This window comes from Streptomyces sp. WM6372, from assembly GCF_001279655.1.
Classification (GTDB): domain Bacteria; phylum Actinomycetota; class Actinomycetes; order Streptomycetales; family Streptomycetaceae; genus Streptomyces.
The window spans coordinates 1-17,238 of record NZ_LGDB01000207.1 but is presented as its reverse complement, the minus strand read 5'-3'; the positions used below and the strand labels follow the sequence as shown (position 1 = coordinate 17,238).

Annotated in this window: 19 protein-coding genes; 4 read left to right on the top strand and 15 right to left on the bottom strand. The window is 72.0% G+C overall.

What is annotated here, in order from left to right:
* Positions 1-122: 122 nt before the first annotated feature.
* Genes ADK52_RS27420 through ADK52_RS27410 form a run of 3 tightly spaced genes read right to left on the bottom strand, consistent with a single transcriptional unit; the run spans position 123 to position 3,240 of the window.
* Positions 123-512, bottom strand: a complete 390-nt coding sequence (locus ADK52_RS27420; protein WP_053692515.1) for a DUF6009 family protein — start codon at positions 510-512, stop codon at positions 123-125.
* Complete coding sequence (locus tag ADK52_RS27415) at positions 509-2,098, bottom strand: DNA primase family protein (RefSeq protein WP_053692514.1); 1,590 nt, start codon at positions 2,096-2,098, stop codon at positions 509-511. Before ADK52_RS27415 ends, ADK52_RS27420 begins: the two co-directional genes overlap by 4 nt.
* 29 nt (positions 2,099-2,127) lie before the next feature.
* Positions 2,128-3,240, bottom strand: coding sequence for a bifunctional DNA primase/polymerase (locus ADK52_RS27410; protein ID WP_078988639.1), 1,113 nt, complete (start codon positions 3,238-3,240; stop codon positions 2,128-2,130).
* 558 nt (positions 3,241-3,798) lie between these two features.
* Here ADK52_RS27410 and ADK52_RS27405 point away from each other — a divergent pair.
* The gene (locus ADK52_RS27405; protein ID WP_053692512.1) at positions 3,799-4,560 is read left to right on the top strand and encodes a GNAT family N-acetyltransferase; all 762 of its coding nucleotides are present in this window, start codon (positions 3,799-3,801) and stop codon (positions 4,558-4,560) included.
* Between the two features lie 168 nt (positions 4,561-4,728).
* Here the strand turns inward: ADK52_RS27405 and ADK52_RS27400 are convergent, their stop codons facing one another.
* The 6 genes from ADK52_RS27400 to gdhA all read right to left on the bottom strand — a co-directional run bounded on the left by ADK52_RS27400 (position 4,729) and on the right by gdhA (position 11,160).
* On the bottom strand, positions 4,729-5,517 hold the full coding sequence (locus tag ADK52_RS27400; protein ID WP_053692511.1) for an ABC transporter permease: 789 nt from the start codon (positions 5,515-5,517) through the stop codon (positions 4,729-4,731).
* Entirely contained in the window at positions 5,514-6,533 is a 1,020-nt protein-coding gene (locus tag ADK52_RS27395) for an ATP-binding cassette domain-containing protein (protein WP_078988638.1), read from the bottom strand. Before ADK52_RS27395 ends, ADK52_RS27400 begins: the two co-directional genes overlap by 4 nt.
* Before the next feature lie 57 nt (positions 6,534-6,590).
* Positions 6,591-7,433, bottom strand: a complete 843-nt coding sequence (locus ADK52_RS27390) for a DUF4097 family beta strand repeat-containing protein (RefSeq protein WP_053692509.1) — start codon at positions 7,431-7,433, stop codon at positions 6,591-6,593.
* Positions 7,434-7,521: 88 nt separating this feature from the next.
* The gene (locus ADK52_RS27385) at positions 7,522-8,052 is read right to left on the bottom strand and encodes a toxin-antitoxin system HicB family antitoxin (RefSeq protein ID WP_053692508.1); all 531 of its coding nucleotides are present in this window, start codon (positions 8,050-8,052) and stop codon (positions 7,522-7,524) included.
* 246 nt (positions 8,053-8,298) lie between these two features.
* Complete coding sequence (locus ADK52_RS27380; protein WP_182508934.1) at positions 8,299-9,651, bottom strand: AMP-binding protein; 1,353 nt, start codon at positions 9,649-9,651, stop codon at positions 8,299-8,301.
* Positions 9,652-9,804: 153 nt separating this feature from the next.
* Complete coding sequence (gdhA, locus tag ADK52_RS27375) at positions 9,805-11,160, bottom strand: NADP-specific glutamate dehydrogenase (protein WP_053692507.1); 1,356 nt, start codon at positions 11,158-11,160, stop codon at positions 9,805-9,807.
* Positions 11,161-11,361: 201 nt separating this feature from the next.
* On the opposite strand from gdhA, the gene ADK52_RS27370 reads away from it, so the two are divergent.
* A complete protein-coding gene (locus ADK52_RS27370; protein WP_053692506.1) occupies positions 11,362-11,856 on the top strand; it encodes a DUF1772 domain-containing protein in 495 nt (164 codons plus the stop codon).
* Positions 11,857-11,874: 18 nt separating this feature from the next.
* Here the strand turns inward: ADK52_RS27370 and ADK52_RS27365 are convergent, their stop codons facing one another.
* A complete protein-coding gene (locus tag ADK52_RS27365; protein ID WP_199828558.1) occupies positions 11,875-12,423 on the bottom strand; it encodes a DUF1772 domain-containing protein in 549 nt (182 codons plus the stop codon).
* A gap of 83 nt (positions 12,424-12,506) precedes the next feature.
* Here ADK52_RS27365 and ADK52_RS27360 point away from each other — a divergent pair, with 83 nt between their 5' ends.
* Positions 12,507-12,986 carry a GNAT family N-acetyltransferase gene (locus ADK52_RS27360; RefSeq protein ID WP_053692505.1) on the top strand — a complete coding sequence of 160 codons (480 nt, stop codon included), beginning with the start codon at positions 12,507-12,509 and terminating at the stop codon, positions 12,984-12,986.
* A 15-nt stretch (positions 12,987-13,001) separates the two neighbouring features.
* Here ADK52_RS27360 and ADK52_RS27355 read toward each other — a convergent pair whose 3' ends face one another.
* From ADK52_RS27355 to ADK52_RS27345, 3 genes are all read right to left on the bottom strand, one after another.
* The gene (locus tag ADK52_RS27355) at positions 13,002-14,015 is read right to left on the bottom strand and encodes an AraC family transcriptional regulator (RefSeq protein ID WP_053692504.1); all 1,014 of its coding nucleotides are present in this window, start codon (positions 14,013-14,015) and stop codon (positions 13,002-13,004) included.
* Between the two features lie 40 nt (positions 14,016-14,055).
* Entirely contained in the window at positions 14,056-14,892 is an 837-nt protein-coding gene (locus ADK52_RS27350; RefSeq protein ID WP_053692503.1) for an NAD(P)H-binding protein, read from the bottom strand.
* Between the two features lie 78 nt (positions 14,893-14,970).
* Entirely contained in the window at positions 14,971-15,186 is a 216-nt protein-coding gene (locus ADK52_RS27345; protein ID WP_053692502.1) for a DUF4287 domain-containing protein, read from the bottom strand.
* 167 nt (positions 15,187-15,353) lie between these two features.
* Here ADK52_RS27345 and ADK52_RS27340 point away from each other — a divergent pair, with 167 nt between their 5' ends.
* Positions 15,354-15,908, top strand: a complete 555-nt coding sequence (locus ADK52_RS27340) for a flavoprotein (RefSeq protein WP_053692501.1) — start codon at positions 15,354-15,356, stop codon at positions 15,906-15,908.
* A 12-nt stretch (positions 15,909-15,920) separates the two neighbouring features.
* Here the strand turns inward: ADK52_RS27340 and ADK52_RS27335 are convergent, their stop codons facing one another.
* Both ADK52_RS27335 and ADK52_RS27330 read right to left on the bottom strand, forming a co-directional pair.
* Positions 15,921-16,427 (bottom strand): DinB family protein, encoded by a 507-nt coding sequence (locus ADK52_RS27335; RefSeq protein WP_053692500.1) that lies wholly within the window; start codon positions 16,425-16,427, stop codon positions 15,921-15,923.
* Between the two features lie 174 nt (positions 16,428-16,601).
* On the bottom strand, positions 16,602-17,238 hold a 637-nt coding region (locus tag ADK52_RS27330; RefSeq protein WP_199828557.1), incomplete at its 5' end, for a cation:proton antiporter.

The following is a 17,238-nucleotide window of genomic DNA, read 5'->3' as shown; positions in this document are numbered from 1 at the left end:
AGCCAGGGCAAGGAGCTGCGGAAGAACGGGACGGCGAGGAGCAGCGGAACGAACTGTGGGAGGAACGGCGGGAGGAACGGCGCCAAGTAGCCAGGCAGCCAGGGAGCCAGGAAGCTACGGAGCTACGGAAGAAGTCCGCGCACCGCCGAGGACATCGGCCCGCCCTCCGAACGCTCCGTCTTGCGCCCCTTGTTGCCCGGCGCCAGCGTCCGGGCGTCCACCGCCTCGGCCGGCGCCCCCGTCGCGTACAGCCCCTCCGGGGCGGTGTCCCGGTCGTGCGGCAGCAGCCAGAACACCCGCCGCCGGAAGGTGCCGGAGGAACGCGACGGCTTCGCCTTCGGCCCCAGCAGCGCGTACCCGACCATCCGCCCGTCGCGGTGGTACGCGGGCCGCCCGCGCCGCGTCGGCAGGCGGTCCAGGCTCTGGCGGACGTAGTCGAGCCTGCTGATGTCCTCGAGCCAGACGAGGTCCACTTCGTGGACGATCTCGTCTTCTGCGATGAGGGCGCTCACACTGTCTCCTCGTCCGCGAGCAGGCCGATGCCCGGGTAGTACTTGCGCTGGTTGGACAGGATCATTTCCTTCGGCGAGGCCAGTCCCACCGACTCGCGCACGCGCGCCGCGAAGGCCCGGGAAGAGATCGCCGGGGCGCCCTCATTCTGGCACCAGCCCCTGTAGGCCGCGTAGAGCTGCGCTTGTTCGGCCCTCAGATCGGCCTCCAGCCGGCAGGTCTCGCCGATGAAGCGCCCGGTGTGGTCCTCGGTCTCCGCGTACGCCGTCGTCGCGATGCGGACCCGCTCCGGCCCCGTGAGGTCACGGTCGCCGCCGAGGTAGCGGCGTGCGCCGTCGATGAGCCAGTTGAGGATGCCCGGACCCTCCTGGGTGACGAGGACGTCCGCCAGGTTGTCGATCTTGCGGTCGTCGGAGACGACCCGCTCGAACGGGATCAGCCGCATGCGCCGCCAGAACGCGAATCCGCCGGTGCCGACCTCCGGACGGTGGTTGCCCAGCAGCCACATCTTGTGCGTCGGCTCGAAGCTGAAGAAGTCCTGGCGCATCCGGCGCGCCTTGATGCGGTCGCCGCCGGTCAGCAGTTTGACGCGGGCCTCGTCGAAGCGGTCGCCCGGTTTGACCTCGCTGCACACGATCACGCGGCGGCCGTGCAGTTCGGCGAGGTCGGTCGGGTGCCCCTCGTACGGGCGCGACATCAGGAACCCGGGGGGCGCCGCGTCCGCGTAGTCCCCCAGCAGCTTCATCAGGACGTCCAGCAGCACGGACTTGCCATTCTTGCCGGAGCCGAACAGGAACGGCATGACCTGGGCGCCGACGTCCCCGGTGACCGAGTAGCCGAGCAGCAGCTGGAGGAAGTCGATCATCTCCGCGCCCTCCGGCCCCTCGCCGAAGGTGTCGGTCAGGAAGCGGTTCCAGCGGGGCGTGGGCATCTGCTGCGGCGCCGCCGAGGTGGAACGGGAGTGGAAGTCCTTCGTGGGCTCGGCGGGGCGGATGTGGCCGCTGCGCAGGTCCACGACACCGGCGGGCGTGCACAGCGCGTACGGATCGGCGTCCAGGCGGGCGGCGTTGAGCACCATGCCCGGGGCGGACTTCGCCTGGGTGAGCATGGCGTTCATCCCGCTGGTGCTGAGCGTGCGGCGGCGGTGCTGCTGGAGCGCGGCCGCGGTGTAGACGCCCCGGGGGTCGGTGGTGGCTATGGACTCCGCGAGGTCGCCCGCGGACCACATGACGGTGTCGTCCTCGTCGATCTGCCAGCGCGTGCCGTCCCAGCGGAACCAGCCGATCCCGGGAACGTGCCGGTAGTCGTTGCGGTAGAGCTTCACGAACAGCTTGGCGTTGCCCCGGTCGGTGAGCGTGTCGGGCAGCAGCCCGTCGGCCGTCGCCTCGCCGCCCGCCACCGCCAGGGCCTCCAAGGCCCCCAGCGCCGCCTCTCCCGGGGCACTGTCGGCCGCCTCCCGGCCCGTCGGGTATCCGGCGGGCTCCAGGCACTCCTGGGACCCGCGGGGCGCCGGTACGGGCTGCGCGAGGATCTGTGCCGCGACGGCCTGTACGTCGAAACCGGGCTCCACGTCGAATCCGGCCAGCATGCCGTCGTTCTCCGGCCTGGCTTGGGGCCTCACACGCGGCCTCGGAGGGTCAGCGGGCGCGCCAGGCCCGCACTCAGCCCGCCGCGGATGATGGCGCGGCAGCGGCGCTCCTGCCCGGGGCGGGCCGCTCCGGCCGCGTCCTCCAGCGCCCGCAGGGCCTCGGCCTCGGTGACGTGCCCGGCGGCGACGAGTCCCCCGGCGGTGTAGGCGGCGCGGTTCAGCTTCTCGGAGAACGCGGCCCCTTCGGCCGTCGTGGCGCAGCCGGCGACCTCGGCCAGCACTCCCGCCAGGACCCGGTCCGACACCGCCCGTCCGCCGCCCGCCGCGATGACGGCCTGCCGGGCCCGGGGCGGTACGGGCCGGGGTCCGGGAACGGCCTCGGCGGGCAGGTGCCCGGTGCGCTCCAGTTCCCCGGCCAGCCAGGCGGGCAGCGGCGCGGGCACCCGTACGGACCCCAGCGGCCGGTAGACCCCGGCGGGGGTCACGGTCCCGGGGGCCACGATGTACCCGCCGTGCGCCCGTACGTCGACCTGCCAGGCCAGTGCCCGGCCGCTGCCCGACCCGGCGGAGCACTGCCACCGCCGGCCGCCCTCGTTGCGGTACCAGACGTGCAGGCCCCCGGACGGGGTCCGTACGCGCAGGGTCGTCTCGTCGTCCGCCGGGCTCGTGGCACCGCGTAACGCGGCCAGCACGCCCAGGGTGTGGAACCCGTTGGCCAGCCCGGTCAGGTCGACGGTGTCGGCGATGGGGATGCCCGGCAGCAGCCGTTCGCGGCCCGGAAGTTCTGCCCCGTGCGCGTCGATGTCGATGACCACGAGGCCCGCCGGACCGGTGGCGACGCCGACCCCGAGATCGGGTCGCGCACCCCACCACTGGCGGATCCGCTCGCAGTCGAGCGTGGCGGCATGGAACCCGTGGCACCAGCGGCCCGCCCTCAGGCAGTCGCAGGAGCCCCGGTCGTGGCCCGGGGCGCGGCACGCGTCGCAGTTGCCCACGGGCGTCTTGCGGCCCGGTGCAAGTGGGTGAACCGGCCACCCCTGGCGCGCGCACCACGTGGCAGTCGTCAGAGGCTGCGACACGACCGCTGCAGCTCTCGTGAACTGCCTTGGGTCGCTGCGAAAAACCCGCAGCTCAGCTGCCATTCACTTCCCCCATCAGCGACTGAAGCGACTCAACGCCCAACAACAGGTTAGCGAAACCGCCGGGAGGCGAGAGGCATATGAGCCAGAACAGATGTACGCGTCCATGACCGCCCCCAGCGACTGAGCGACTGAACGGACAGCGACTCAGTCTCGTTCGGTCGCTCGTTGAGTAGCTCACAGAACACCAGGTCACAGCCCTGCGCAAGGCAAAACAGCGACTGAAGCGACTCAAGACCCCTATATATGACGCGCACACGCGCATGCGCACGCGCACGCCAATGTCTCCATATACCCGGACCTTGAGTCGCTTCAGTCGCTGTTTCCTCCGGCCATCCACTCTGACCTGCGCTTTTTCTCCCGCGTTCCGAGCGACCGAAGAGTCGCTCAGTCGCTTTCCCTCAGTCGCTGCCCCCGGCCCCGCGCCCTCCGGGCCCTCTTGAGCCCCCCTGAACCCCGGCTCCAGCGGGAAGCGAGCAGCGACTGAACGGCGAGCCCCCTGCTGCCCGGCGTCCGGCACCGGTCCGGCAGGTCATGGCCACGGCTGCTTACGCTTCCCCCATGCCAAACGCAGAACTGCAGCGGATCAACTCCTTCCTCTCGGCCTTCGCCCGCCGCCAGGCCGCGCACGTCGTCGACGTCCCGGGCGGGTTCGCCGTGTACGACGACGCCTTCGCGCTGTCCCGCGGGAACAACCAGGTCATCATCGACACCGCCGTGGACGGCGAAGCGGTGCCCGCCATCGCGGAGGAGGCACTGGGGCATCTGCCCCACCGACTGATCTCCGTCCTCGACGACGAAGTCGCAAGGGCGTGCGCGGAGCCGCTGATCCGGGCCGGCTACACCCACTCCACCTACCTGGTCATGCTGCATGCGGGCCCGGTGCCGGCCGGCGGCTCCGCGGAGGAGATAGACCTCGACGCGATGCGCGTCCCCCTCACCCGGCGATGGCGGGGCTTCCTTCCGGACGTCGACGACGAGGTCCTGCGCCAGCTCGTCGACCGGCGCGAGGCCCGCCGCCGCGGGGCCGACGTCGTTCACTTCCTCGGTGCGCGCACGGAGGAGGGGGAGGTCGCCTCCTGGGCCGACCTGTATCTGGACCCGGCGACGGGCGTGGCCCAGATCGAGGACCTGATCACCTCGGAGGCCCACCTCGGGCGCGGATACGCCGATGCGGTCCTGACCACCGGCTTGCGCATGGCCGTCGACGGGGGTTGCGGTACCCGGTTCCTGACCGCTGATGCGGCGGACTGGCCACGACACTGGTACGAGCGCCGCGGCTTCTCCGTCATCGGCCACTCGCACGGCTTCGAACGCGAATGATCGCTCGATGCCGGGCTCGCGGCAGGAGCCGGACACCACGGGCGTGGAGACGCAGTCGGGGCGGCGTACGCCGACCTGGAGTCGGGGTACGCCGCCCTCGGGCGGGACGAGCAGCGGGACGCGGCCCGGGCCACGGTCCCGACGCCCGGTCCCGACGCCCGGTCCCGGCTACTTCGGGTCGCGGTTGAAGACCGCCTTCGACCAGAAGTAGCCGAGCACGGAGAGCGCCAGGCACCAGCCGAGCGCGAGCCACCCGTTGTTGCCGATCCCGGTGCCGAGCAGCAGCCCGCGCAAGGTCTCGATGGCCGGCGTGAACGGCTGGTACTGGGCGATCGGCTGGAACCAGCCCGGCATCGCGTCGACCGGGACGAAGGCGCTGGAGATCAGCGGGAGGAAGATCAGCGGGAGTGCGTTGTTGCTGGCCGCCTCGGCGTTCGGGCTGACCATGCCCATCCCGACCGCGATCCAGGTCAGCGCCAGGGCGAACATCGTGAGCAGTCCGAACGCCGCGAGCCACTCCAGGGCGGTGGCGTCCACGGAGCGGAAGCCGATGGCCACGCCCACGGCGCCCACGAGGACCACGCTGGCGATCGACTGCAGCACGCTGCCGATGACGTGCCCGACGAGCACCGAGCCGCGGTGGATCGCCATCGTTCGGAAGCGGGCGATGATGCCCTCGGTCATGTCGTTGGAGACGGACACCGCGGTGCCGATGGTGGTGGAGCCGACGGTCATCAGCAGGAGGCCCGGAACGAGGTAGGCGATGTACGCGGAGCGGTCGGCGCCGCCGCCCATGCCCGCGCTCATCACGTCGCCGAAGACGTAGACGAAGAGCAGCAGCATCATGATCGGCGTCAGCAGCAGGTTCAGCGTGAGGGACGGGTAGCGCCGCGCGTGCAGGAGGTTGCGGCGCAGCATCGTGGACGAGTCGCGGACGGCGAGGGCGAGCGAGCTCATCGGGCAGTCTCCTTGGGCTGGTTCGGCTGGTTCGGCTGGTTGATCCGGTCGGTGCCGCCGGTCAGCGCGAAGAACACGTCGTCGAGGTCGGGGGTGTGCACGGTCAGCTCGTCCGCCTCGATGCCGGTGGAGTCCAGCCAGTCGAGGAGGGAGCGCAGCTCGCGCTGGCTGCCGTCACTGGGGATCTGGAGGGACAGCGCCTCGTCGTCCCGGGTGACCTCGCGCAGCACGCCGGCGGCGTGCTGGTAAGCGGCCGGGTCGGAGAAGCGGAGCCGGACGTGTCCGCCGGGGATCAGCCGCTTCAGCTCCTCCGCGGTGCCCTCGGCCGCGATCCTGCCGTTGTCGAGCACGGCGATGCGGTCGGCGAGCTCGTCCGCCTCGTCCAGGTACTGCGTGGTGAGGAAGACGGTGACGCCGCCCGTGACCAGCTCCCGGATGATCTGCCACATGTTGTGGCGGCTGCGCGGGTCGAGACCGGTGGTCGGCTCGTCGAGGAAGATGATCCGCGGGTTGCCGACCAGCGTCATGGCGATGTCGAGGCGGCGCTTCATGCCGCCGGAGTACGTGGAGGCGGGCTTCTTCGCCGCCTCCACCAGGTCGAAGCGTTCCAGCAGCTCGGCGGCGACCCGCCGCCCCTCGCTGCGGGAGAGGTGGTGCAGGTCCGCCATGAGGAGCATGTTCTCCTCGCCGGTGATCAGCCCGTCGACGGCGGAGAACTGCCCGGTGACACCGATCGCGGCGCGCACCCCGTCCGGTGACGTCGCGATGTCGTGGCCCGCGACCCGGGCCTGCCCGCCGTCGGCGGTGATGAGCGTGGACAGGATCTTCACGACGGTGGTCTTGCCGGCCCCGTTGGGCCCGAGCAGCGCGAACACCGACCCGGCCGGGATGTGCAGGTCGACACCGTCCAGGACGGTCTTGTCACCGTACGACTTGCGCAGACCGGTGGCGGAGACGGCGGCGGGCGACGCGTGAGCGCCGGCCTGATTGGGCATGGGCATGACAGAAGAAGGCATGGGGCCCTCCATTCGAAGGCTGAAGTGAGCGGAAGACGGCGCCGGTCGAGGGGGTGCTCAGGCCTTGGCGCGGCGGACGTCGATGTTGCCGTGCCGGGTGCGGGCGCGGACCTGGACGGTCTCCTCGGTCCCTTCCGGGGTCTCGGAGGGGGTGAGCGCGTTGCGCACCTGGCCGGAGGTCGAGCGGACGTCGAGCCAGGCGGCCGTGCCCTCGCGGACGCCGACCTCGATGGCGCCGTACGAGGTCTCCAACTGGACGGTGCCGCGGACCACTTCGCCGACGCGCAGGGTGCCGTGGGCGGTGGTGGCGGTGACCGAGTCCTCGGCGCGCCGGATCTCGATGTCGCCGTTGGCGCCGCTGACCCGCAGCTCGCCGGTCGCGGCGCCGACGGTCGTGGTGCCGTGCGAGTTCTTCAGGACGGCGGGCCCGTCGACGAGGCCGACGCGCAGGCTGCCGGAGCTGGTGGTGATCTCGGCCGTGCCCTCGACCCGGTCGACGGTGATGGACCCGTGCGACGCCTTCAGGTACAGCGGCCCGGTGGTGTCGAGGCGGACGTCGCCGGACGAGGTCTTCACGCGGACCTCGCCGAGCCGGCCCTCACCGAGCACCTGGGTCCAGGAGCCTGTCATGTCGATGCGCGAGCCCGTGGGCAGGTCGACCGTCACGTCGACGACGCCGGTGCGGCCGAACATGTTGGACTTCGGCGTCCTGACGGTCAGTACGCCGCCCGAGTACGCGACCTCGGTCTGCTCGGCCGTCCGCACGTCCAGGTCCTTCTTCGGGTCCCGGGGGCGCACCTCGACGACGGTGTCGGGGCGGTCGCCCGCGGCGAACTGGATGGAACCGGCCTCCACGCGCGCCGTGGCCGAGATCGGTTCGGGAGTGTCGAAAGAAGGCATGGCTGTCCCGTCCTCTTGGGTCTGTGGGTGAAGTTGGTGCGGGTGAGGTGGTGCGCGTGACGTGGTGCGGTGCGGGCAGGGGGCGCGGCTAGCGCACCCAGCCCGTGATGCTCTGTCCGACGGTCCGGGTCTTCTCCGCCGGCCGCGGCCGGGTGCCGCCGTCGACCGCGGCCGACACGGCCCGTACCAGCCACGCGTTGACCGACAGGCCCTCGCGGTTGGCGGCCTCCTCGGCGCGCGCCTTGAGGTGGGCCGGCAGGCGCAGGTTGACGCGGGCGGTGCCGCCCTCGTCGCCGTCGGCCGCGACCGGTGCGGGAGCCAGCGCCGGGAGCGGCTCGAAGGGCACGTCCGGCTCGGCGGGGGCGCCGCCCTCGGCGGGCGGCAGCGTCACCACGAAGTCGGGGTCCAGTCCGCGCAGCCGTACGTCGACCGAGCCGGGGGCGAGCTCGCGGGTGATCTCGTCCATCGCGGCGGAGAGCACGTTGAGCATGGTCAGGCGGGTCGCCGACTCCAGAGGAGCAGTGAGCCGCTCGGCCAGCCGGCGGGCGTCTTCCCCGCCTGCTTCGGCGGCCACCGCGAGTTCGCGGCGGAGGTTGTCGACATAGGGCGTGAGGTCCATGGCTCAATGATGGCACCACTATGGCGCCACATGCAACCCTCAATGGCGCCGCGGATGGCGCCGAGCCCCCAAAATCCCGTCTCACCTGCGAAAATGCCGAGGAAATACCCTGCCTCCCGGTGGCGCCATGCACACCCAGGAACCCTCAGAAGCGCAAAATGGCACCACCCGACACCACCTGGTGCCAGGTGACGCCAGGTGGTGCCAGGTCGGCACCACGCCACGCCACGCCATGCCACGCCGCCGTCAGTCCGACCGCGGCTCGACCTCCTCCGTCAGCAGCAGCTTCTTCTGCGGCTTGCCCATCGCGTTGCGCGGGATCGCCGTCACGAACCGCACCTCCCGCGGCCGCTTGTGCGCGGACAGGTAGGCGGCGACGAAGTCCGTGAGCTCCGCCCCCGTCACGCCCTCCGCCACCACGAACGCCACGACGCGCTGCCCCAGGTCCGCGTCCGGCACCCCGACCACCGCCGCCTCGCGCACCGCGGGGTGGTCCAGCAGGGCGTTCTCGATCTCCCCGGCGCCGATCCGGTATCCGCCCGACTTGATCATGTCGATGGAGGCCCGCCCCACGATCCGGTGCACGCCGTCCACCTCGTCCACGGCCGCGATGTCTCCCGTACGGAACCACCCGTCCTCGGTGTACGCGGCCGCCGTGGCCTCCGGCCGTCCCAGGTAGCCGGCGAACAACGTCGGCCCCGTCAGCTGGAGTTCCCCGATCTCGGCGCCCGGCTCGGCCGCGATCCGGGTACGGATCCCCGGCAGCGGGGTGCCGACCGTACCGGGCCGGACCTCGCCGCCCGCCCGCCCGCTGACGGTGATCAGGGTCTCCGTCATCCCGTACCGCTCCACCGGCCGCAGCCCGGTCAGCCGCTCCAGGTCCCGGAACACGGGCGCGGGCAGCGCCGCGCTGCCCGAGACCAGCAGCCGGGCCCCGGACAGGGCGCCCGCGGCCTCCGGGTCCGCGGCGATACGGGACCACACGGTCGGCACCCCGAAGTACAGGCTCCCGCCCGCCTCCGCGTACGCCTGCGGCGTCGGGCGCCCGGTGTGCACGAGGCGGCTGCCCGTGCGCAGGGCCCCGAGCACGCCGAGCACGAGCCCGTGCACGTGGAACAGCGGCAGCCCGTGCACGAGGGTGTCCTCGGCGCTCCACTGCCAGGCTCCGGCGAGCGCGTCCAGATCGGCGGCGAGCGCGCCGCCGGTCAGTACCACGCCCTTGGGTGCGCCCGTGGTCCCGGAGGTGTACAGCACCAGCGCCGGGTCCTCGGGCGCGGCCGCGGGCCCGGTCCAGTCGGAACGCCGGGCGAAGTCCACCTCCACGAGCTCGGCCCCGGAGTCCCGCAGGATGTGCTCGCGCTCGGCGGGCCCGGCGTCGGGCGGCAGCGGTACGAACGGCACCCCGGCCAGCAGCCCCCCGACCGCGGCGACGACGGTCTCCAGGGAGGCCGTCGCGGTCATCGCGAAGGACTTCGCCCCGGCCACGTCGGCGGCCACCGCCCGCGCCGCGCCCAGCAGTTCCTCGTACGAGGCGCTCCGCCCCGCGACGGAGACCGCGTCCTTCCGGTCCCCGTACACCCCGTCCAACGCCGTCAGCACGGTCACGTCCCCCTCGGTGGTCACTCCGCCAGCTCGGCCCCAGGCTACGGCCCGGCTGCCCCACAGGGGCTGGAGGAGCGCGGTCCGGAGCCGGAGCCCCGGATCCACCGCCCGCGTGTCGGCCCGTCGGTCACCCGCGTGTCGGCCCGTCGGTCAGATGACGCCCTGGGCGAGCATCGCGTCGGCGACCCGCTCGAAGCCGGCGATGTTGGCGCCCGTCACGTAGTCGCCCGGGGTCCCGTACCGTTCGGCGGTCTCGTACGCCACCGCGTGGATCGAGCCCATGATGCCCGCGAGTTCGTCCTCCACGCGCTGCGCGCTCCAGGCGGTGCGGGCGGCGTTCTGGCTCATCTCCAGGGCGCTGACGGCGACCCCGCCCGCGTTGGCGGCCTTGCCGGGCCCGAACGCGACCCCGGCCTCCTGCAGCATCCGTACCGCCTGCGGGGTGGTCGGCATGTTGGCGCCCTCGGAGACCGCCTTGACCCCGCCCGCGATGAGCGTACGGGCGTCCTGGCCGTCCAGTTCGTTCTGCGTGGCGGACGGGAACGCCACGTCCGCCGGGACCTCCCAGACCCGCCCGCCCCGCACGTACCGCGCCGAGGAGCCGCGCCGCTGCGCGTACTCGCTCACCCGCCCGCGCTCGACCTCCTTGACCTGCTTCAGCAGCGCGAGGTCGATGCCCTTGTCGTCGACGACGTAGCCCTGGGAGTCCGAGCAGGTCAGCGGGTTCGCGCCGAGCTGCTGGAGCTTCTCGATCGTGTAGAGCGCGACATTGCCCGAGCCGGAGACCACCGCCGTCAGGCCGTCCAGCGACTCGCCCCGCACCTTCAGCATCTCGGCGGCGAACAGGACGCTGCCGTAGCCGGTGGCCTGCGGCCGGATCGCGGAGCCGCCCCAGCCGGCTCCCTTGCCGGTCAGGACGCCGGCCTCCCAGCGGTTGGTGATGCGCCGGTACTGGCCGAACAGGTAGCCGATCTCGCGGCCGCCGACGCCGATGTCGCCCGCGGGCACGTCCGTGTGCTCGCCGATGTGCCGGTGCAGCTCGGTCATGAACGACTGGCAGAACCGCATGACCTCGGCGTCCGAGCGGCCGCGCGGGTCGAAGTCGCTGCCGCCCTTGCCGCCACCGATGCCCAGCCCCGTCAGCGCGTTCTTGAAGATCTGCTCGAAGCCCAGGAACTTCACCACACCGATGTCCACGGAGGGGTGGAAGCGGAGACCGCCCTTGTACGGGCCCAGCGCGCTGTTGAACTCGACGCGGTAGCCGCGGTTGACGTGGACCCGGCCCCGGTCGTCCTGCCACGGCACCCGGAACACGATCTGCCGCTCCGGCTCCGTCAGCCGCTCCACCAACGCCACCGCCGGATCCGCGTACTCGGGCCGCGCGGCGAAGACGGGCGCCAGGCTCTCCAGGACTTCCCGGACCGCCTGGTGGAACTCCGGCTGCGCGGGGTTGCGGCGCTCGATCTCGGCCCGCAGTGCTTCCAGCGTGTCCTTCGAGTCCTTCACGTGTGTCCTCCAGGGAGTGCGCGGTGCGTAGACGACGGCAGGTGCATGCTGCCAACAGCTTCGCGAGTACCGGTCGTTTCCGAGCAGAGTTGTGTCGAGGACGCGCACTTTCCGAGGACTCCGCCACCATACGATCAGCAGCCTTGACGATTCGATGACCAGAAAACGACCGCAAGCAGACCTCAGCAGGGGGAACCGGACGTGGACGTCGCACGACTCGCCGCACTCATCGCCGCGACCATCACCACGGGCCTGATGGCGGGCCTGTTCTTCGCCTTCGACGTGTCCGTGATGCCTGCGCTGCGGCGCTGCGACGACCGGACGCTCATCGAGGTGATGCAGCGCATCAACATCGCCATCATCAACGGCCTGTTCATGACCGCCTTCCTCGGCTCCCTGCTGCTGACGGCCCTCGCGCTGGTCCTGCACCTGGCCTCCGGCGCGGGCGCCGTCGCACCACCGCTGATCGCCGCGCTCGTCGCGTACGCCGTCCAGCTCGGTGTCACGGGCAGGGTCAACATCCCGCTCAACAACGCCCTGGAGCAGGCCAGTCCCGTCGAGCGCATCGCCGACCCGGCCGCCGTCCGGCAAGCATTCGCGGCCCGCTGGGTGCCGGCCAACCGCTGGCGGACACTGCTGTGCACGATCGCCCTCGGCTGCCTGGCCTGGGCCCTGGTCCTGAACGGCCGCCTCTGACCGGGCCCTGAGGGCTCCTCACCGCGGGGTGCCCCGCCCGTACAGCACCAGCGCCCGAGCGAGGGCGATCAGCGCCGCCGTACAGCACACCGTGCGCACGATGTTCGTGGCGACCCAGGTCCCCTTGAACCTGTCCACGATCGAGAAGTCGGTCAGCCGGGCCGCGTCGCCCGCAGTGGCGAGCTCGTTGTTCAGCGGGATGTTCACGGTGAAGGTGATCACCAGGGCGACGAGGTACAGCACGGCCGCCGCCCCCACCCACACCGCGACCCCGCGCCGGCCCGTGCGCAGTTCCACGACCGCCGAGGCGACGGCGGCGAGCAGGGCCGCCACGAAGACGGTGCCGAACAGGCCGTTCCCGTCGATGACCGCGTTGATGTTCTGCATCGCGGTGACGTACGTCCGCTCGTCGCCCCGCGCCAGCCCCGGCATCACCGAGACGTCGAAGGCGAAGAACAGGCCCGCCATCAGGCCCACGAGCACGGTCGCGACCATGAGCAGGACGGTCGAGATCCGGTTGCCGCCGGTGGTGGTTTTCGTGGTGGTGGTGGTGGTGTTCGTCTGCATGAGGAACTCCTTTCCGTTGGTGCCGATCCCCTCTCGAAACATCCGCTGGCGGCGCGGGACACGCCCTCGGTTAGGGTGCGGCCATGAGCACCTCCGCACTCCGCCTGGAGCCGGTCACCGCAGCCAACTTCGATGCGGTGTGCGCGGTCCGGGTACGGCCCGACCAGGCCCATCTCGTCTCCCCCGTCGTCAAGTCCCTCGCCGAGGCCTACGTCCACGGGGACACCGCCTGGGCGCGCGCCGTCGTCGACGGCGACGAGGTGGTCGGCTTCGTGATGGCCTTCGTCGACATCGCCTGGGACCCGGAGCGCGACCCCGCCGACATCCGCTCGGGCATCTGGCGCCTGAACGTCTCCGCCGCCCACCAGGCCAAGGGCTACGGCCGCTTCGCGGTCCAGGCCGTCACCGCCGAGCTCCGCCGCCGCGGCGCCGACCGCGCGTACGTGACGTGGGAGCCCGGCCCCGGCACGCCCGAGCCGTTCTACCTGGGCCTGGGCTTCCGGCTCACCGGCGAGCTGAGCGGCGGCCAGACCGTGGGCGTACTGGACCTGCCGCCGGCTTAGGCCGTGTCTTCCGGATCATGCCGGGCCCGGCAGGACCACCGTGCGCGAAGGCCCGGTGGCGGCAGCGGCCGCCGGCCGGGCTGCCGGCGCCGCCGCCCCCGTACGGAACTCCTGCGGGCTCACTCCCCGCACCCGCTTGAAGGCCGTCGACAGCGCGAACGCCGACCCGTACCCCACCCGCCGGGCCACGTTCGCCACCGTGGCGTCCGGTTCCCGCAGCAGATCGGCCGCCAGCGCCAGCCGCCACCCCGTCAGGTAGGCCATCGGCGGCTCCCCCACCAGCTCCGTGAACCGCCGCGCCAGCGAGGCCCGCGAGACCCCGGCCTTGCGCGCGAGCTCCTCCACGCTCCAGCCGTGGGCCGGGTTCTCGTGCAGCAGCCGCAGCGCCCGGCCGACCACCGGATCGCCCTGCGCCCGGTACCAGCCCGGGGCCCCCGAGCCGGGATCCGCGAGCCACGTGCGCAGCACCCCGATCAGCAGCAGGTCCAACAGCCGGTCCAGGACCAGCTCCTGGCCCGGCTCGTCCCGGGAGATCTCCGAGGCGAGCAGCCCGATCAGCGTGGCGTCCGCGGCCGCCGCCGGCCGGACCACGACCGTCGGCAGCGCGCCCAGCAGCCGGCGGCCGATCTCGCTCGGCGCCTGGTAGGTGCCGCTCAGCATCACCGCCGACCCGGGCCGCTGGAACTCCGCGCCCCACGTGCGCACGCCCAGCGACATGCTCTCGGTGACGTCCTCGCCGCCCTCGGTGCTGCACCGCTGGTCCGGGTCCACCCTGATCTGCACCGGCGTGTCCGGGGAGTCGGCGATCGTGTACGGCTCCGGCCCCCGTACGACGGCCACGTCCCCGGGGCCGATCCGTACCGGCTCCCCGCCGTCGGGGAGCAGCCAGCTCGATCCGTGCACCATCGTGGCCACCGACAGCGGGGCCCGGTCCTCGATCCGCACCGCCCAGGGCGGGTTGAAGACGGTCTTGAGGAGGAAGGCGCCCCGGGCGTTGGGGCCTTCGAGGAGACCGGTCAGCGTGTCCATGGCCCCATCCTCCCCCGCGTTCCCGGCCCGTGCCGGGAACTCAAACCTCCCAGACACCGCTCGCCGCCGCCTCGCGCGCGTAGTCGGCGAAGTCCTTCGGCTTCCGGCCGAGCACCTCCTCCACCCCGTGCACCAGGTGCGCGTTGCGCCCGTCGAGGATCTGCGCGAACAGGTCGGCGAACTCCTGCGGCAGGCCGTTCTGGCGGAGCACGGCCCGGTACTCCTCGTCCGAGACGGGCACGTACGCGATCTCGCGTCCCGTCGCCTTCGACAGTTCGGCGGCGACGTCGGCGAAGCTGATCAGCCGCGGCCCGGACAGCTCGTACGTCCGGCCGATGTGCCGGTCGTCGGTGAGCGCGGCCACCACCACGTCGGCAATGTCGTCGGTGTCGACGAAAGCCTCGACCGCGTCCGCCGTCGGCAGGGCGATCTCCCCGGCCCGTACGGGCTCCAGGAAGAAGTCCTCGTCGAAGTTCTGGTTGAACCAGCTGGCCCTGACGACCGTCCAGTCGGCGCCGGACGCCTTCAGGCGCTCCTCCGCACGCCGAGCGGCCTCCTCGCCCCGGCCGGACAGCAGGACCAGCCGGCCCGCCCCGGCGGCCACGGCCGCCTCCGAGAACGCCCCGACCTGCTCGGCGGCCCCGGGAAAGCCGAGGTCCGGGTGGTAGGTCACGTACACCCGGTCGACGCCCTCCAGCGCCGGGCCCCAGGTCCCGGGCACGTTCCAGTCGAAGGCGGGAGCCCCGGTCCGCGACCCGATCCGCACGGGACGCCCCTGGACGCGGAGCTTCTGCGCAACGCGCCGCCCGGTCTTGCCGTTCCCTCCGATGACGAGGGTGGCGGCCGCATTTTCCGTAGATGCCTGTGTCTGTGTCATGGCTCAAGTCAAGCCCGCCCCGGCGAGACGCGACATCGCCGAAAAGCTCAACTCCATACGCGAGCGTCCACGCGCACCTCAGGCCCGTCCCGCGTCCTCGGCGAGGGTGTGCGCGACGAGGGCGTTGGCGTGGCCGTGCCCCACTGCGTGCTCGGCCTTGAGCCAGGAGACGAGTTCCATGGGCTTGGTCAGCGGCGAGGACCGGATCAAGTCCTTCCACTCCGCGACGGGGCGCCCGTACTTCTTCTCGATCGAAGGGAAGTAGCTGGCGGGGCCCTTGACCGGCTCGCTCATATCGACATGCTCCTGTCGTAGTGGATGTCATCCTCTGTCCAGGGGTAGACCCCGCCCGGACCCGGAACTCGTCGTCGCACGGCGAAAAACACTCGCGCTCCGCGCAAAGTGGCCGATCACGGTCCCTCAACTAGGGTCGAGATCAAGCAATGTGATCACATGTCGGTATGACCCCCACGAGGACTCTCTACCTGCTCTGCTCCGCCGCCCCGCCCGTCTTCGACGTGGCCCACGTGATCGAGGACGCCCAGTCCCGCGGCTGGGACGTCTGCCTCGGCCTCACGCCCACCGCCGCGCACTGGCTCTCCGGAAGCCTGGACGGCCTGGCCGCCCTGACCGGCCACCCCGTGCGCTGGCAGTACAAACTCCCGGGCGAGCCAGACGTATGGCCGCCCGCCGACGCCCTGCTCTTCGCCCCGGCCACCTTCAACTCCCTGAACGCCTGGGCCCTCGGCCTGACCGACCGCTTCGCCGTCGGCGTCGCCGCCGAGGCGATCGGCAAGGACACCCCCGTGGTCACCATGCCCTGCATGAACGCCGCCCTCGCCGCCCACCCGCAGTTCGACCAGTCCCTGGCCGCCCTGCGCGGCGCCGGCATCACCGTCCTCTACGGCGAGGGCGGCTTCGTCCCCGGCCCGGCCGGCCCCGACGCCCCGCCCCACTTCCCCTGGCCGGCGGCGCTCACCGCCCTGGACTCCGCGACCGCCCCGCACACCGCGTGAGGCCGGCGGGGGCTACTCCCCCGTCACCCCGTCGATCGCCTCGCGCAGCAGATCGGCGTGCCCGTTGTGCCGGGCGTACTCCTCGATCATGTGGGCCAGGATGTAGTGCAGCGAGTACGCCTGATCGCCGTGGTGCCCCGTCACGTCGAGCGACTCGGCGGCGTCCACGATCGCCCGGGACCGCGCGCACGTGTCCTCCCAGATCTTGAACGCCTCCGCCGGGTCCGCCTCCTCGACGTGGAACTCCGTCCACTCCCCGGCGGCGTTCTTGGGGAAGTAGCCGCGTACGTCCTCATCGTTCAGGACGTTGCGGAACCACCCCCGCTCGACCTCCGCCAGGTGCCGCACCAGCCCGATCAGACTCAGCCCGGACGGCGCGACCGCCTTGCACCGCAACTGCTCGTCGGTCAGCCCGGCGCACTTCAACATCAGGGTGTCCCGCTGCCACTGGAGGACGCTGGTCAGGGTGGCACGCTCATCGCCCACCAGCACGGGTCTGCTCCGCTGTTCATCGATCATCGCCCGATGATCACAGGCGCACGCCTCCCCGCGCCCCCCGTTTCCACATCCCGGACCGTTAACGCCGTTAACGCCGGGGCTCCGCCCGGCCGGATCCGGGGAGCCGTGGTCGGGACCGTTAACGGCGTTAACGCCGTTAACGCGGGCGCCCCTCCTTGTGGATCATTAACGGCGTTAACGCTGAGGGCTGCCGACCGTGTCGGCCTCGGCCTCCCTCTCCCGCCCTCGCTCCCGCAAGGCCCGTACCACGGGCCCCGTCACCGCCGTCGTCACCAAAGCCATCAGCACCAGCGCCGTGAACAGCTCCGGCCCGATCACCCCGAGCCCGAGCCCCACGTTCAGCACCACCAGCTCCGTCACCCCCCGGCAGTTCATCAGCGCCCCCAGCGTCACCGCGTCCCGCACCGGCTGCCCCGCCAGCAGCGCGGCCCCGGCCCCTCCGCCCCACTTCCCGACGACCGCGACCGCCAGCACCGCCACCGCCCACAGCCACGCCGCGCCGCCGCCCAGCAGCCCCACGTCCGTCTTCAGCCCGCTCCCGACGAAGAACAACGGCAGCAGCACCGGCACCGCGAACGCCCGCATCCGCTCCGCCGCCGCCTCGACCACCGCCATCCTCGGCACCACCGCCCCGAACACGAACGCCCCGAACAGGGCGTGCACCCCCATCGCGTTCGTCGCGTACGCCGCCAGGCAGAGCCCACTGCACAACCCCACCACCGCACCGGCACCGGCACCGGAGGAGGAGCCGGTACCGGACTCCGCATCCGGAGCCCACCTCTCCACCCCCCACGCCAGCAAGGGCCGTACC

Coding starts and splice junctions, on each gene's coding strand:
- ADK52_RS27415 (WP_053692514.1), bottom strand. CDS start 2,098: ATGCTGGCCGGATTCGACGTGGAGCCCGGTTTCGACGTACAGGCCGTC.
- ADK52_RS27410 (WP_078988639.1), bottom strand. CDS start 3,240: ATGGCAGCTGAGCTGCGGGTTTTTCGCAGCGACCCAAGGCAGTTCACG.
- ADK52_RS27405 (WP_053692512.1), top strand. CDS start 3,799: ATGCCAAACGCAGAACTGCAGCGGATCAACTCCTTCCTCTCGGCCTTC.
- ADK52_RS27400 (WP_053692511.1), bottom strand. CDS start 5,517: ATGAGCTCGCTCGCCCTCGCCGTCCGCGACTCGTCCACGATGCTGCGC.
- ADK52_RS27395 (WP_078988638.1), bottom strand. CDS start 6,533: ATGCCTTCTTCTGTCATGCCCATGCCCAATCAGGCCGGCGCTCACGCG.
- ADK52_RS27390 (WP_053692509.1), bottom strand. CDS start 7,433: ATGCCTTCTTTCGACACTCCCGAACCGATCTCGGCCACGGCGCGCGTG.
- ADK52_RS27385 (WP_053692508.1), bottom strand. CDS start 8,052: ATGGACCTCACGCCCTATGTCGACAACCTCCGCCGCGAACTCGCGGTG.
- ADK52_RS27365 (WP_199828558.1), bottom strand. CDS start 12,423: ATGCAGACGAACACCACCACCACCACCACGAAAACCACCACCGGCGGC.
- ADK52_RS27360 (WP_053692505.1), top strand. CDS start 12,507: ATGAGCACCTCCGCACTCCGCCTGGAGCCGGTCACCGCAGCCAACTTC.
- ADK52_RS27355 (WP_053692504.1), bottom strand. CDS start 14,015: ATGGACACGCTGACCGGTCTCCTCGAAGGCCCCAACGCCCGGGGCGCC.
- ADK52_RS27350 (WP_053692503.1), bottom strand. CDS start 14,892: ATGACACAGACACAGGCATCTACGGAAAATGCGGCCGCCACCCTCGTC.
- ADK52_RS27345 (WP_053692502.1), bottom strand. CDS start 15,186: ATGAGCGAGCCGGTCAAGGGCCCCGCCAGCTACTTCCCTTCGATCGAG.
- ADK52_RS27340 (WP_053692501.1), top strand. CDS start 15,354: ATGACCCCCACGAGGACTCTCTACCTGCTCTGCTCCGCCGCCCCGCCC.
- ADK52_RS27335 (WP_053692500.1), bottom strand. CDS start 16,427: ATGATCGATGAACAGCGGAGCAGACCCGTGCTGGTGGGCGATGAGCGT.